Here is a 13,271-nt window from a genome sequence, read left to right as displayed (position 1 = left end):
GGTGCCCCTTTCCGGCATAGCCGCCTGTCCTTGGCCGTGAAGCAAAACTAGCCTCGGTTCGGCGGGTTTGACGGGGATGGGGAAGGCCCTTTGTGGGTGCCTTGGAGGAAGGATGTGGAAACTGCGGGGACCTGCAGATTGCAGGACTTTTGGCCTATAGAACGGGCAGGACGTACGGCTCGGCGGCCGTCGTGCCCTTGCCTGCGGCCAGGGCTGTCAGCTGCGCACGGGACTCAACACCGAGCTTGCGGTAGATGGCGGTGAGGCGCACTTCGACAGTCCGCACAGAGACATACAAGGTGGCCGCAATTTCCTTGTTCCGCATGCCGCGCGCCACCATTTTGGCAAGCGCCCGTTCGTGGTCGGCGAGCAAGAGCATGGCCGGATTGCCCTGGGGACGCACAGGCTCCATGCGTTCGTCCAGGAGGAGGGCGTCCACGTGCTGCGTCCAGGCATCCGCCCCGGCCTCGTCAAACATCACCTTGGCGCGCAGCAGCGCATCACGCGCGTCGCGCAGCCGGCCAAAAGCATGCAACCGCTCCGCATAGCACATCAGGGTCCGTGCCCGTTCCAGTGTGTGCCCGTTCCTGCCTTCAAGGGCCTGGCTGAAAAGCTGCAGCGACTGTTCACCGTCGGCAAGCATGGCGCGGCTGCGGGCAACCACCATCATCAGCCACGGCGACCGCAGCCCCACGGAGCGGCTCTCGAGGCGCAGGAGTGCTTGCGTGGCTTCGTGGTGCCGGCCCAGCCGTATCAGTACCTCCACCAGGTCCGCCTCACAGCGCAGGAGGGTTGGGTTGCCAAACCGCATCCCGATCTCGGCGGCCCGGGACAACTGGGCCACCGACTCCGCCAAATCACCGCGCAGCAGCGCAAAAAGCCCCTGGCAGGCGGCAAGTTGTGCGGTGATGGCAGCGTGGCTGTCCGCGCCGGCGTATCGGAGAGCTTCGGCTGCGACGGCACGGGCCTGGGCATCGTCGCCCAGGGAGTGTGCCCGCCACACCCGGAAGAGGAGCCGCGTTCCGCGGTGGTACTTGAGTTCAGGATCGGAAAGCTCGAGTTCGTCGATCAGCCTGATTGCCGACCGTACGTTGCCGGCCCGGATTTCATTATCCACTGCCATGAAGGCTGCGGTTTCCTGCCAGTTGATGTGGCCCGGTTCGGCGGAACCTTGAAGCAGCGCAAAGGCTTCATGGGCGTTCTCGTAGTGCTCGGCGTAGGTGAGGGAACGGCCGTGCATCAGCAGACCGGCGATCCTGGCAGTGCCCGCCCCTTCATACTTCCGTCCAAGGTTGGCCGTGTCGCCGCTGATCGATTCGATCAACAGCTTGGCGCGGTCGGCGATGCCAAGGCACTGCGCGGAGGCGGACCCGCGGAACGCGCCGCCCTGGCGCAGGAGGTCCGAGGCCTCCTGCAATTCCCACCGCTCGGCGTAGTAAAGGGCGCCGATGGCCAGCAGGCTGGCGGAATATGCGGGATCGTGCTGACCGAACTCCTTGACCAGCCGCAGCACCATGCTCGAACGCACGGCGGCCCCCTGGGCGAACTGGATTTCGAATGACAACCCGGTCAACCGCAGGATCAGTGCAGGATTCCGGGTTGTCCGCTGCGCCCATTCCAGGTAGCGGCGCGCGTATACGAACTCACCCCGGTTGAAAAGCAGTTCCGCCACGCTGGTAAGGCGCGCCGCCGTTTCCGCTTCCCACGGGTTGATGGTGAGTGCCCGTTCGATGTACTCCACGGCGAACGGGACTTCCCCGCCCCGGATCAGGTCCACGGCGTGCCGGAGCAGCTGGAACGGGGTTTGCCGCTCCAGGGCTGTGAAGCTCAGGTGCCACCTGCGTGCATAGGGATCTGTGTCCGTTGCTGCTTCCGCAAGGGCGCGGTGGTTGGCGGTGCGTACCGCCGGCGTCATGGCAGCGAACACATATCCCCGGAGCAGCTGGTCGCCGATCCCCATGTGCGGACCGGAACGTTTCACCAGGCCCGCAGCGAGCAGCTCATCCACGCTCGTCCATACGTCGCGGTCGATATTCTCGATCGTTGAAATGTCGCTGCGGTAGGAAAGCGCCAACAGGTCCAGGACACTGCGGGCGCCGGGAGTCAGGGCGCCAACCGCGGATGCATACTCTGCGTCAAAGCTGCCCTTGGAGGGCAGCGGGACGGGAAGCGCGTACTTGCCCTCGGCGTGCCGCTCCATCAGCCCCTCGTAAAGCTCGACGGCGGCGAGCGGGTTGCCGCCCGTTGCTGCGGCAACGGCATGGGCAGCCGCCGTCGTGGTCCTTTTGACGGGGATACTTTCCAGCATCCGCACCGTGTTGCTGTAGCTGAGAGGGCCCAGGCTCAGGGCCGACAGGCCGTTGAAAGGGCTTTCGGGGAAGTCCTCCCGCACCCCGACAACCAGGACGATGTCGGTTCCGGTCAAACGCCTGGCCATGAATCCGATGACTGCCTGGCTGCTGGGATCCATCTGGTCGGCGTCGTCAATCACGATGATGGTGCGCGATGACGAGCGCTGGTGCAGCCCGTTCAGCAGCATGCTGGAAACAGCCGGTACGCTCATTGCCCCGGCCGTGTCCCGCAGCAGCTCATCGGCGATCCGGTTCAGGACAGGATCGTCCATATCGTTCAGGAGCGCGGTGAGCCCGGACAGCGGCCATTCCGACTCGGCGGCAGTGGCCGCCATGAAAACCGTCCGATAATCGGAAAGCGTGGGAATTTCTGACAACAGCGCAGATTTACCCGTGCCCCTGCGGCCAATCACCGCCAGTGCGGTGTCTTTGGGACCGCGGATAACAGACAGTATGCGGTCCAGTTCTTTGTTTCGGCCGATGAGTGGCATCGCGTCCCCAATTCGTCGAAGAAGGAGACCGCTTCCTGCACAACCGATTTCATGCCGCAACATCCGCTCCCCAGTGCGGATCCTGCCGGTACATGCGAATATAGCCCCGCAACCAGCAGCCACACCACATGGTTACCGCTGGATTTCATCAAGATTGGACCCTTTGCCTGCTTAATATTGCAGCCCCTTAAATCGCTGCCGTTAGTGGGGCCAAAGGTCCCTCGCCAGTACTTATCGCTGCCAGTTATGCTGTCGTCCACACGGCTTGGGACGCTTCGATGCTGGGACGGCCAATGGGAAATGCCGGCAACCGCCTTTGGGCCGTAGCCCTTGCGGCCGTGGTCTGTACCGGCCTTTCCGCCTGCCAGGAGCAGCCGAAACCGGATGACCGCTCTGTGCGCTTCACTGCCTCCGGTGATCTTGGCATGGGGTCGGGGGCGCGGCAGGTGCTGGACGTGGTGGCCCGACTTAAACCGGACTTCAACGTGGCCTTGGGTGACTTCTCCTACAAGGCAGGCGCTGAGCAGGAATTTTGCCGGATGGTGACCCGGAAGCTCGGCCCGGACTTCCCTTTTCAACTCATCACGGGCAACCATGAAAGTGACGGCCACGATGGCCTGATCGCCAACTTTGCCCGGTGCCTGCCCAACAGGCTGCCCGGCCTCCAGGGCGAGTATGGAGTCCAGTGGTACGTGGACATTCCGCAGGACCGGCCGCTGGCCCGGATCATCCTGATTTCGCCCGGTTTGGAGTTCCAGGACGGCAAGGAACTGGACTATTCCGGCGGGAGCGATCGCTGGACATGGACTGAGGACGCCATTGATGGTGCCCGTGGCGCCGGCATCCGCTGGACTGTGGTGGCCATGCACGCGCCCTGCTTCAGCCTGGGCAAATATGGCTGCGTCGCGGGCCAGGAGATCACCAACCTCCTGGTCAGCAAGAATGTTGACCTTGTGCTGACGGCGCACGAGCACGTATACCAGCGCAGCCACCAGTTGGCGGTGGGCGGTGCTTGCGCCTGGATTACTCCCGGCCGGACCGAGAAGTCCTGCATTTCCGACGCCGAGGGTCCGGTGACGCAGGGAAAGGGGACGGTCTTTGCGGGTGTCGGCACCGGCGGGCTGGGAGGGCACAAGGTTCAGGCCGATGATCCTGAGGCAGGTTATTTTGCTGCATGGTCCGGGGTAAACAAGGATCCTGCGCTGGGGACACTGGATGTGACGATTACCGAGGCCCGGTTGGATGCCCGCTTTGTGCCCGCGGCCGGGTACACATTCACGGACCAGTTTTCCATTGGTCGTTGATGGCCCGGCTGGTTGAGCCAGCTTCTGCGCGCCAATTGCACAATAGGAGCGGCTCCGGTCCGCCGTATGTGGCGGGCCGGAGCCGCTCCTGTATTCAGTTGTCTATTTAGTTGTCTATTCAGTTATGAGTTCCATTAGGCCGCCGGCTTGAGGGCTGCCCGCCAGGCGGCCACGGCCCTGGCGGCACTGAGGGTCCAGGTGGCTGTTCCGCTGGCGCCCGCCGTCGGCTGCGGTTTGTCCGCTTGCTCGGCGATCTGGCCGGCCGCAGCCTCCCACCGTTCGGTCCATCCGGACGGGGGTGTGACTACAGGGGCGCTGCAGTCGCATGCCACGCCGCCAATCAACATCGCGCCGTTGGTGGCAGTGGTGATACTGCCCACCGTGATGCTGGTGGCTGAGTAGCTGGTGTCAGCAGCGGTAACCACGGAGCTGTCCAGCGGCGTGGTGTTGTTGACGCCGCGGTAGGCGGTGATGCCGCCGCCCCACTTGGCAGCGGTGCTGAGGGCCCAGTTGTACGTTGCCGGATCCCCGGCACCTACCACCTTGTAGTAGGCAAACGCCCGCGCCCCGGAGGTTGACGTGCTGTTGATGGACTTCGCATTCACCATGGTTGTCCAGCCGGCCGGTGCCGTCAGGTTCGGATTCAGGTCCGTGGTGATGGAGGCCACCAGCACGTCGCCGGCTGCGGTGCCCGCGGGTACCGGCAGCGACGCCGTGGTCACAGCGGTCCCGGAGTTTGCGGTGCTGGAATTCACAACCGTGATGCCGCCGGTTGCGGGCGGCGGTGCCGTGCCCACGGTGATGGTGGTGCTTGCAGAGGACGATCCTGCGCTGTTGGTGGCCGTCAGTTTGGCGGTGTAGGTCCCCGCCGCCGCATATGAATGGGCTGGATTCTGCGCGGTGGACGTGCCGCCGTCGCCGAAGTCCCACGCCCAGGACGTAGGCGTATTAGTGGACGTGTCCGTGAACGTGACGTTCAGCGGCGCAGCACCGGACGTCGGGTTGGCGGTAAACGAAGCTACCGGCGCCTGGCCCGCGGGCGGCGGGGTGCTGCCCAGGGGGCGGTCCGAGAACCAATAGCGCTTGGCCACGTTGTCGCTGGCCATGACCACCAGCCCGGTGGCGTTGTTCACGCTCTGCTTGCTGGTGGTTACGTCGTTGATGTTCGACGACGATGCCGCCTGCATGATGGGCGTCCCGCGGCCGGAGCCGAAAACAGGATTGTCCATGGATGCGGTCTTCTCATAGATGCTGCCCGCGACGCCGGAGTAGGCACAGCCCGAAACCGAGGTCGGCGGAGCCGTGTGGAACGCCCGCACCAGGTTGTTCTGGGTGTCCAGGATGATCTGGGGGCGGGATACGCAGTCGCCGGTCTTGGCGATCGTGGACTGCGTGAAAGCTCCCGTGCCCGGCTTGAAGACCAGGAGGATCTCCTGCGGCAGGGTCTTGTCGCTTGAGATGTCGTTCAGGCTGGTCTTGACCGCCGCGAAGACCCGGCCGGTGGTATCTGCCTGCAGGGTCTTGAGGTTCAGGTGGTCATCGGACTGGCCGTTACCGCGCAGTGCGGGCTGCAGTTTCCAGGACGCGTTGGCGGTATCTGAGTCCTTGTGGGTGGCCCACCAGACGGTGTTCGCCTTATGGTCGCTCCACATCACCCCGATCTGTCCGTTGCCGAAGGCGACCACGGCGGAGATGTCGTCCGGGGCAGGGTTCGGGTTGCTGACCGGAAGGACGAAAGGTGTCCCCCAGGAGGCGCCGCTGTTGGCGGCGGCATTCATGTACACCGTGTTGGTGTATCCCGACGTCGAATTCCCGCCCACCTGCGTCCAGGTTGCCCAGACCCGGCCCGTGGTGTCCTTGTCGATCGTCATGGATTCACTGGAATTGTTGGTGATGGTGGTGGGGAAGCCGCTGTCCAGCGTGTACTTGCCGCCGGCGTAGCTGTACCGGTAGAGCTTTGCCGGTGAGTTCGAAAGTGAGGGCTTGGGGGTGCCATCGCCGGTGATGGTCACAACATGGGAAGCGATGTAGAGATGGGATCCGTCCCACATCGTGTCCGCCAGCGTGCTGGCCCTGGTGTCGTTCACAACCCCGGTGTCCACCCAGGTCTTTGAGGCCCGGTCCAGCCGGTAAATGCTCCACCCGGTTCCGGACTTCCACATGTCCGCCCACCAGGACCCGTCATTCCACCACAGCTTGCTTTGCGGCTTGTCGGACGTTGGCGGGTTGGAAACCCCTGAGTAGGCCATGCCTTGGGTGCCGTAAACGGTGTCCGCCACGGCCGGCCCGGGTAGGCCGAGGATGGAGGCTGCAAGAACCAGTGCGACGGTGAGGGCCTGGCCCGTCCGGCTAAAGAAATGTCTGCGTCTGAGCTTCATAAGGGAACTCCTGGGGCTTGGGAAACAGTCGGGGAACGTCTGCCCATAGGCCCAGTCACGATGAGCTCTCCGCCCCCAAGTACCGAGAAGCGTATGCCCGCACTCCTACTGGGGCAATGCCGTTGCCATACCTAAAAGGGGGTTTTTCCCTATCCCCTACCTAACGCTTTTTGGGGCCGCAGGATCCCCTATACCTAACGATTTGCGCCGTAAGCCACCCCTTTACTTGCCTAACAGGGGGTAAACCCCAGGTGAAAAGCGAGTACCTACTACTCGTGATACCCGCATTAGGTAGCGGATAGTCTTCCGGAACGGCCAGAGGATTGGCGATGGGTTGCTGGGGGACAGCGACCAGACCATGACCGGATTAAGCGTTGGTGCCGCCGCCATAACGGCCGGCGGCATTGTCAAGAATCCGAACTGTCATGAAGTGGTGAGGCAATTGTCGATTTCGCCCCAACTTCCAGCTCTGTTTTCCGAGCCGGGAATTCTATCTCCACAGGCCTCAATCAGCGTGGTCATTCCGACGCTGAATGAGGAAAAAAACCTCCCCTGGGTTCTCCGCCGGATGCCCGCCTATGTGGATGAGGTGATCATCGTGGACGGCCGCTCGCAGGACAACACTGTTGAAGTGGCCAAGGCACTGCGCGCCGACGTGGTGGTGGTTAACGAAACCCGGAAGGGGAAAGGTGTAGCCCTCCGTGCCGGCTTTGCAGCCGCGACAGGGGACATCATCGTGATGCTGGACGCTGACGGGAGTATGGACCCCCAGGAGATCGGGTGGTTCGTCGCCCCGCTCCAGCATGATTTTGATTTCGTGAAGGGCTCCCGGCACGTTACCGGTGGCGGGTCCGAAGACCTGACCCGGCTGCGGAAGGCCGGCAACAGGGCCCTGACCGGCCTTGCGAACGCTGTGCTGCACAGCAATTACTCGGACCTCTGCTACGGGTACATCGCCTTCCGGCGGGAGTGCCTGGAGGTGCTGGAGCTGCAGTCCGACGGTTTCGAGATCGAAACCGAGCTCATTGTCCGGGCGGCCAGGGCGGGCCTGCGGATCGCAGAGGTCCCCAGCCTCGAGCTGGACCGGATCTCGGGGGCGTCCAACCTCCAGACGTTCCGCGACGGCTGGCGGGTCCTGCACACACTGGCCCGGGAATGCACCCTTTGGGAGGCACCCACGGCAGGTGCCCGACCGGAAGCACTCCGTCGCGTGAAGTACACCTACTCCAACGTCCGCTTCCCCAGGCTCCCCGTGGATCCGCACAGCGTCCTCGCCCCGGCCGTGAAGCAGGAAGCCCTTGTTGCAGCGGCGGTGGGCCAGCATGCTTGACCGTGCCAAACCCCTGTCCGTGTCAGTGGTGATCTGCGCCTACACCTCGGAGCGGTGGGGCATGCTGCTGGACGTCATCGAGTCGGTCCGCAACCAGACCCTCGCCCCGGACCAGATCCTGGTGGTCATCGACCACAACGAGGACCTCTACGAGCGGCTCATCGAGATCGTCGACGACGTCACGGTAGTTGAGAGCACAGGCCTGCCGGGGTTGTCCGGGGCCCGCAATACGGGCGTTGGGCTCGCCGAGTCGGACATCGTCGCCTTCCTTGACGACGACGCCGAGGCGGCGCCGGATTGGCTTGAGCGACTGGTTGCGCTGTACGACGATCCGGACGTGCTGGGGGTGGGCGGAAAGGTGGTCCCGCTGTGGGAGTCCGGCCGCCCCGGGTACTTCGCTGAGGAGCTGGACTGGATTGTTGGATGCAGCCACCGCGGCTTGCCCCGCGTGGCGTCGGAAGTCCGCAACGTCATCGGCGCCAACATGTCCTTCCGGCTGGAGGTGCTGCGGCAGGTGGGCGGCTTCAACCAGTCGCTGGGCCGCAAGGGCACTTTGCCGCTGGGATGCGAGGAGACCGAGATCTGCATCCGTTCCCGGATGGGCTCACCGGGCTCGCGCATTGTCTACGAACCGGCGGCACTGGTCCGCCATCACGTTCCCGCGTCCCGCGGAACCTGGCGCTACATGATGTCCAGGTCCTGGTCCGAGGGATTGTCCAAAGCCCAGGTCAGCCAGCTGGTGGGCCACAAACGGGCACTCGGTCCGGAACGCCGTTATGTCCGCAGCGTGCTCCCTCGCGCAGTGTTCACCGGCCTCACATCGTGGGGGCGGGATGGCAGCCCCGACGGGCTGGGCCGTGCCGGTGCCGTCATCGCCGTCCTGGCGTGCACCGCTGCCGGGTACTTCCGCGGGCGTCGGCTCCAGCATTGGACCGGGCCGGAAGAAGAGGACCAAGTCCTGGTTGTAACCGGTGGGCAGTGGAGGGAAGTGCAATGAGTGAAGGCGCCAGCCAAGTGCTTGAGGAGCTCCGGGGCGAGGCACTGATCCTGGTGCCCGCCATGGAGTCCCCGTTGCCGCCGGCCTGGCCGGGGGCGCGGTGGATCGGGTCCGTGGATCTGGAAGACCTCGCGGACTGTTCGCGCTTTGAACTGGAGAACCATGCTGGATACGAACGGGCACGGCTGCTGGTGCGCGCGTCGGGGGCTGTGCGGGGATTCGTCGATGTGCCGTCGCCGGCGGGAATCGTGGATCGGGCTGTCTTCGAGGACGCCCTGGCGGCCCTGCCGCCAGTCCCATCATTCCCGCCGGTTGTGAGTGCCCCGCACATCACTGTGGTGGTGTGCACCAGGGACCGTACCCAGCAGCTGCGCGGGGCCTTGATGACAATCCTGGCCCTGGACTACCCGCGCTTCGACGTGGTGGTGGTGGACAACGCGCCGGCAACGCGCGCCACGGAGGAACTGGTCCGCCAGGAGTTCCGGGACCAGCGGGTACGGCTGGTGACGGAACCCGTTCCGGGCCTCTCCCACGCCAGGAATACCGGCCTGCGCCACGCCAGGGGAGACCTCGTGGCCTTTACCGATGACGACGTGGTGGTGGACAGGTCCTGGCTGCGGGAAATCGCCGCGGCATTCGAAGCCGTGCCGGGAGCGGCCTGCGTGACGGGGCTGGTCCCGGCCGGAGAGCTCCGCACTCCCGCCCAGGGCTACTTTGACTCGAAGGTCAGCTGGTCACGGAGCCTGGTTCCGCAGGTCTACTCGCTGGCAAACCCGCCCGCTGCACTGGCCAAATTCCCCTTCAGTCCGGGAGCATTCGGGACGGGTGCCAACTTCGCACTGCGGCGACAGGCCGCCCTCCGACTCGGCGGTTTTGATCCCGCCCTGGGGGTAGGCACTCCCACGGGCGGCGGCGAGGACATCGACATGTTCACCCGGGTCATCCTCGAGGGGCACGCGTTGGTGGTCCAGCCGGCCGCCATCGTGTGGCACCGCCACCGGGACGGGCTGGAAGACCTGCGCGTGCAGGCCCGGGGCTACGGCAATGGCCTCGGGGCGTGGATGACCAAGGTGATGATGGACCCCCGTACTGCACGGCTGGCACTTGCCAGGAGCTGGGGGGTAGGGCTCGAGTTCCTGAACCGCCGCCCACAGCCCATCCAGCCTGCCCTCCAGGGCTCCCCGGTGCACAGCTCCCTCGAGGCCCAGGTCTCCAGGCTTGTCTGGCTGCAGCTGCTGGCTGTGGCCTTCGGGCCCTACAAATATCTGCAGTCGCGCAGGGCTGCGGGCAGCTAGGACAAGCAGCTAAGACAACACAGTCCACAGCGGCGGAGCGGGGAGACCCGCTCCGCCGGCGGCAAGAGCAACATCCAGGAGTTGAAACAGTATGGCGCTTCTTATCAGGGGTGACGTGTCCGGCCCAATGCACTCCCGCACTTCCCGCCGGCGCAGGCCAGGCTATCCGGAGTACGTCCTGGCCCTGCTGGGTGCATTGACGGCGGTCCTGATCCTGTTCGATGCCGGTGGCGAATCCATGGCCGGAGCCAAACTCCTGGTATGCCTTGCCGTCCCCGGCTGGGCGCTGGTCCGGTGGCTGCGCCACGTGGATCCCGTTGCCCGCTTTGTCTTCACGGTCGTCGCCGGCGCAACCGCTTTCGCCCTGACTGCCGCCGTCATGGGGTGGCTCCAGCTCTGGAATCCCCGGCCCGCCGCCGTCGGAATCCTGCTTGTATCCGTGACCGTCCTGCTGGTCCCCGGGCCACGCGATGCCTGGCAGGCACCTGCCCGGCTGCCGCGTCCGCAGCTTGCCACTTATGCGCCCTGGCTGGTCCTCCTGGCGGCCATGGTGCTGTGGGCAACCACACTGGAGTCCACAAACCACCATTTGGGGGACTATGGCCTCCTGACAGCCTTCCCGGCCGCCTGGTACATTTCGCTGGCCCTCGTAGTCGCCCTGTGCATCTGGAGCGTTGCCCGGCCGGGCGCGCACTCCGGGTGGCTCGCCGGAGCTTCAATCACCGGACTGGTGGTCATCCTCTACTCTTCCGCCGGCCTGCTGGCCGACGTCCCCCGGCTGCCCTGGACGTACAAGCACATAGCAGTGACGGACCTGATCCAGACCACCGGCCAGTTCGATCCAAACATTGACATCTACAACCGCTGGCCCGGATTCTTCCTGTTCAGCGCGTTCCTGGGAGAATCCAGCGGCTACAAGGACGCCCTGTCCTACGCCGGCTGGGCCGAGCCGGTGTTTGCCCTGATGAACGTGGCCCTGGTGCTTGCGATTGCCAGGACTCTGACAAAGAATCCGCGGATTTACTGGACCAGTGCGTTGGTTTTCGCGCTCTCCAACTGGCTGAACCAGAACTACTACTCCCCACAGGCGTTTGCCTACACCCTGCACCTGACCATGTGCCTGGTGATCCTCACGTTCCTTCGTGGCACGCCGGCCGGGTGGGTTCGAAGGCTTGAGGACAGGCTCGCCAACCGGTTTTCCAGGTCTGCGCCGGAGCCGGAGGAAATCAAAACCTACACCGGCCGGCAGCAGGCGCTGGCAATCGTGGCGGTCCTGGTCCTGCAGGCGATGATCGTCATGAGCCACCAGTTGACGCCCTACCTTGCCATCCTGGGGCTGCTTCCCCTCTTCCTGGTGCGCTACTTCAAACCGGCCTGGGTGGCGCCGGCGCTGCTGATGATGGCCTTGCTCTACCTTCTTCCGAACGCCGAGTTCGTGAAGGACAAGTACGGCCTGCTCAACAGCTTCGATATCTTTGCCAATGCCGGCTACAAAGCCGCCAGCGGGACACCGGGCCCGTCCCTCCTTTCCGGGCGGTGGCTGGCACGGGAAGCCCTGGCCTTGTCCCTGTTCACCGCACTGCTTGCGGGGCTCGGATTCATCCGCAACTTCCTTCGCGGCAACGTCCGCACCACCTTGATCGTGGGCACGTTTGCGGCAACTCCGATCATCGGCCTGTTCGGAACGTCCTACGGTGGAGAGGGCAGGCTCCGGGTCTTCATGTTTGCCCTTCCGTGGCTTGCCATCGGTGCAGCCTGGCTGTTCTGGTCCGGCAAGCTTCCGGGCAGGAAGGCAGTGGTGGGTGCCGCGTCCGCGATCTCCGTCATGGCCATCATGTTCACCACCGTGTACTTCCAGAACGAAGCCAACGTCCGGGTGCCGGCAGCCGATGTATCGGCAAGCCGCTGGCTGGACTCGAACGTTCAAAAGGGCGACGCGGTGGTGGAGACGAACTACCACTTGCCACTCCTGGTCGGGCCGCACTATTCCTTCTACCTCCGCAGCGGCCAGCTGGTTTCGGTGGCCTCAAAGCTGCACAACACGGGCCAGCCATTCACCGGGGATGACATGCTCACCTACGTCGACAAGACCAGGGCAGCGGCGAAGATGCGGCCCTCCGACCGGGTCTTCGTAGTGGTATCGGACCTGCAGCAGCGGACCTCCACAGGCGTTCTCCGGCAGTTCCCCAAGGATGTCCTGGTACCCCTTGAGCACGACTTGGACGTCGCAAGGGGCAGCGAGCTGGTCTTTGAGAACAAGTCTGTGCGGATCTACGAGGTTACCCGTGCTGACTGGGGAAAATAGCGGGCGGGTGTACCAGGTGTCGCTCGTCACGGTAACGTCGTTGTCCATCGTCGGGGCCGCCTTGCTGGCCCTCCATGGCGACTCCTCGCGGATCACCAATGCGCCCAGGGGGGATCTTCCTTCCTGGCGGCAGACCATGGTCCAGGATTTTGACGTCCCGGCCCCGCTGGGCGCCGTGGGGCAGGTGTACGGGCCGGACATGCGCGGGTATTCGGGGTTCTCCGATTCCTCGGGCTACGGCACGTACACCCCGGACGATGTCCTTTCGGTCCACGATGGCTACCTCGATTTCTACCTTCACTACTCGAACAGCAGGCCCCGCGTGGCCAGTGTGATTCCGTTCGGGTATACGGGCCAGACGTATGGGCGGTATTCGGTGAGGTTCCGCTATGACTCCACCCCCGGCTACAAGATCGCCTTCCTCCTGTGGCCGGCCAGCGACAACTGGAATGAGGGGGAAATCGACTGGCCAGAAGGAGCCCTCGACGGATCCCTCTACGGGAACTCCGCCATCAAGGGGACGCGCACGTCCACGGGAATGCAGTTTGATCCCGGAGATAAGAAGTATTCGTCGTCCCAGCCCGGCCAGTGGCACGTTGCCACGATCGAATGGAGCCCGGGACTGGTCCAGTGGTTCCTGGACGACGAGCTGGTGGACCAGACAACCAAACCGAAGGGCGTGCCGCATACCCCGATGCGCTGGACACTCCAGGCGGAGACCGCTGATGACGCCACAAGCACCTTTCCCGCCTCCGAGGTGGCCGGGCACGTGCAGGTGGACTGGGTGGTGCAGTATGCCTACACGCCGTAATCGAAGCAA

At 64.4% G+C, this 13,271-nt stretch carries 8 protein-coding genes; 6 read left to right on the top strand and 2 right to left on the bottom strand.

Annotated elements, in window-relative coordinates; genetic code table 11:
• Positions 1-154: 154 nt before the first annotated feature.
• Positions 155-2,842 carry a helix-turn-helix transcriptional regulator gene (locus ACFO0G_RS13620; protein WP_376978236.1) on the bottom strand — a complete coding sequence of 896 codons (2,688 nt, stop codon included), beginning with the start codon at positions 2,840-2,842 and terminating at the stop codon, positions 155-157.
• Between the two features lie 293 nt (positions 2,843-3,135).
• Between ACFO0G_RS13620 and ACFO0G_RS13615 the strand changes: the two genes are divergently transcribed.
• Positions 3,136-4,146, top strand: a complete 1,011-nt coding sequence (locus ACFO0G_RS13615; RefSeq protein ID WP_376978234.1) for a metallophosphoesterase family protein — start codon at positions 3,136-3,138, stop codon at positions 4,144-4,146.
• A 134-nt stretch (positions 4,147-4,280) separates the two neighbouring features.
• Here the strand turns inward: ACFO0G_RS13615 and ACFO0G_RS13610 are convergent, their stop codons facing one another.
• Positions 4,281-6,524, bottom strand: a complete 2,244-nt coding sequence (locus ACFO0G_RS13610) for a PKD domain-containing protein (RefSeq protein ID WP_376978232.1) — start codon at positions 6,522-6,524, stop codon at positions 4,281-4,283.
• Positions 6,525-6,954: 430 nt separating this feature from the next.
• Here ACFO0G_RS13610 and ACFO0G_RS13605 point away from each other — a divergent pair, with 430 nt between their 5' ends.
• The 5 genes from ACFO0G_RS13605 to ACFO0G_RS13585 all read left to right on the top strand — a co-directional run bounded on the left by ACFO0G_RS13605 (position 6,955) and on the right by ACFO0G_RS13585 (position 13,262).
• Positions 6,955-7,854, top strand: coding sequence for a glycosyltransferase family 2 protein (locus ACFO0G_RS13605; RefSeq protein ID WP_350310821.1), 900 nt, complete (start codon positions 6,955-6,957; stop codon positions 7,852-7,854).
• Positions 7,847-8,851, top strand: a complete 1,005-nt coding sequence (locus ACFO0G_RS13600) for a glycosyltransferase family 2 protein (protein ID WP_376978230.1) — start codon at positions 7,847-7,849, stop codon at positions 8,849-8,851. Before ACFO0G_RS13605 ends, ACFO0G_RS13600 begins: the two co-directional genes overlap by 8 nt.
• Positions 8,848-10,146, top strand: coding sequence for a glycosyltransferase family 2 protein (locus ACFO0G_RS13595; RefSeq protein ID WP_376978228.1), 1,299 nt, complete (start codon positions 8,848-8,850; stop codon positions 10,144-10,146). The genes ACFO0G_RS13600 and ACFO0G_RS13595 overlap by 4 nt, the downstream gene beginning before the upstream one ends.
• 91 nt (positions 10,147-10,237) lie before the next feature.
• The gene (locus ACFO0G_RS13590) at positions 10,238-12,451 is read left to right on the top strand and encodes a hypothetical protein (RefSeq protein WP_376978226.1); all 2,214 of its coding nucleotides are present in this window, start codon (positions 10,238-10,240) and stop codon (positions 12,449-12,451) included.
• Complete coding sequence (locus ACFO0G_RS13585) at positions 12,432-13,262, top strand: glycoside hydrolase family 16 protein (protein ID WP_376978224.1); 831 nt, start codon at positions 12,432-12,434, stop codon at positions 13,260-13,262. The genes ACFO0G_RS13590 and ACFO0G_RS13585 overlap by 20 nt, the downstream gene beginning before the upstream one ends.
• Positions 13,263-13,271 lie beyond the last annotated feature (9 nt).

The sequence above is a fragment of the Arthrobacter sedimenti genome, assembly GCF_042652025.1.
Taxonomy (GTDB): domain Bacteria; phylum Actinomycetota; class Actinomycetes; order Actinomycetales; family Micrococcaceae; genus Arthrobacter; species Arthrobacter sedimenti.
The sequence above is the reverse complement of the archived record's forward strand: the minus strand, read 5'-3'. Positions and strand labels throughout refer to the sequence as shown.

Coding starts and splice junctions, on each gene's coding strand:
- ACFO0G_RS13620 (WP_376978236.1), bottom strand. CDS start 2,842: ATGCCACTCATCGGCCGAAACAAAGAACTGGACCGCATACTGTCTGTT.
- ACFO0G_RS13610 (WP_376978232.1), bottom strand. CDS start 6,524: ATGAAGCTCAGACGCAGACATTTCTTTAGCCGGACGGGCCAGGCCCTC.
- ACFO0G_RS13590 (WP_376978226.1), top strand. CDS start 10,238: ATGGCGCTTCTTATCAGGGGTGACGTGTCCGGCCCAATGCACTCCCGC.
- ACFO0G_RS13615 (WP_376978234.1), top strand. CDS start 3,136: ATGGGAAATGCCGGCAACCGCCTTTGGGCCGTAGCCCTTGCGGCCGTG.
- ACFO0G_RS13600 (WP_376978230.1), top strand. CDS start 7,847: ATGCTTGACCGTGCCAAACCCCTGTCCGTGTCAGTGGTGATCTGCGCC.
- ACFO0G_RS13595 (WP_376978228.1), top strand. CDS start 8,848: ATGAGTGAAGGCGCCAGCCAAGTGCTTGAGGAGCTCCGGGGCGAGGCA.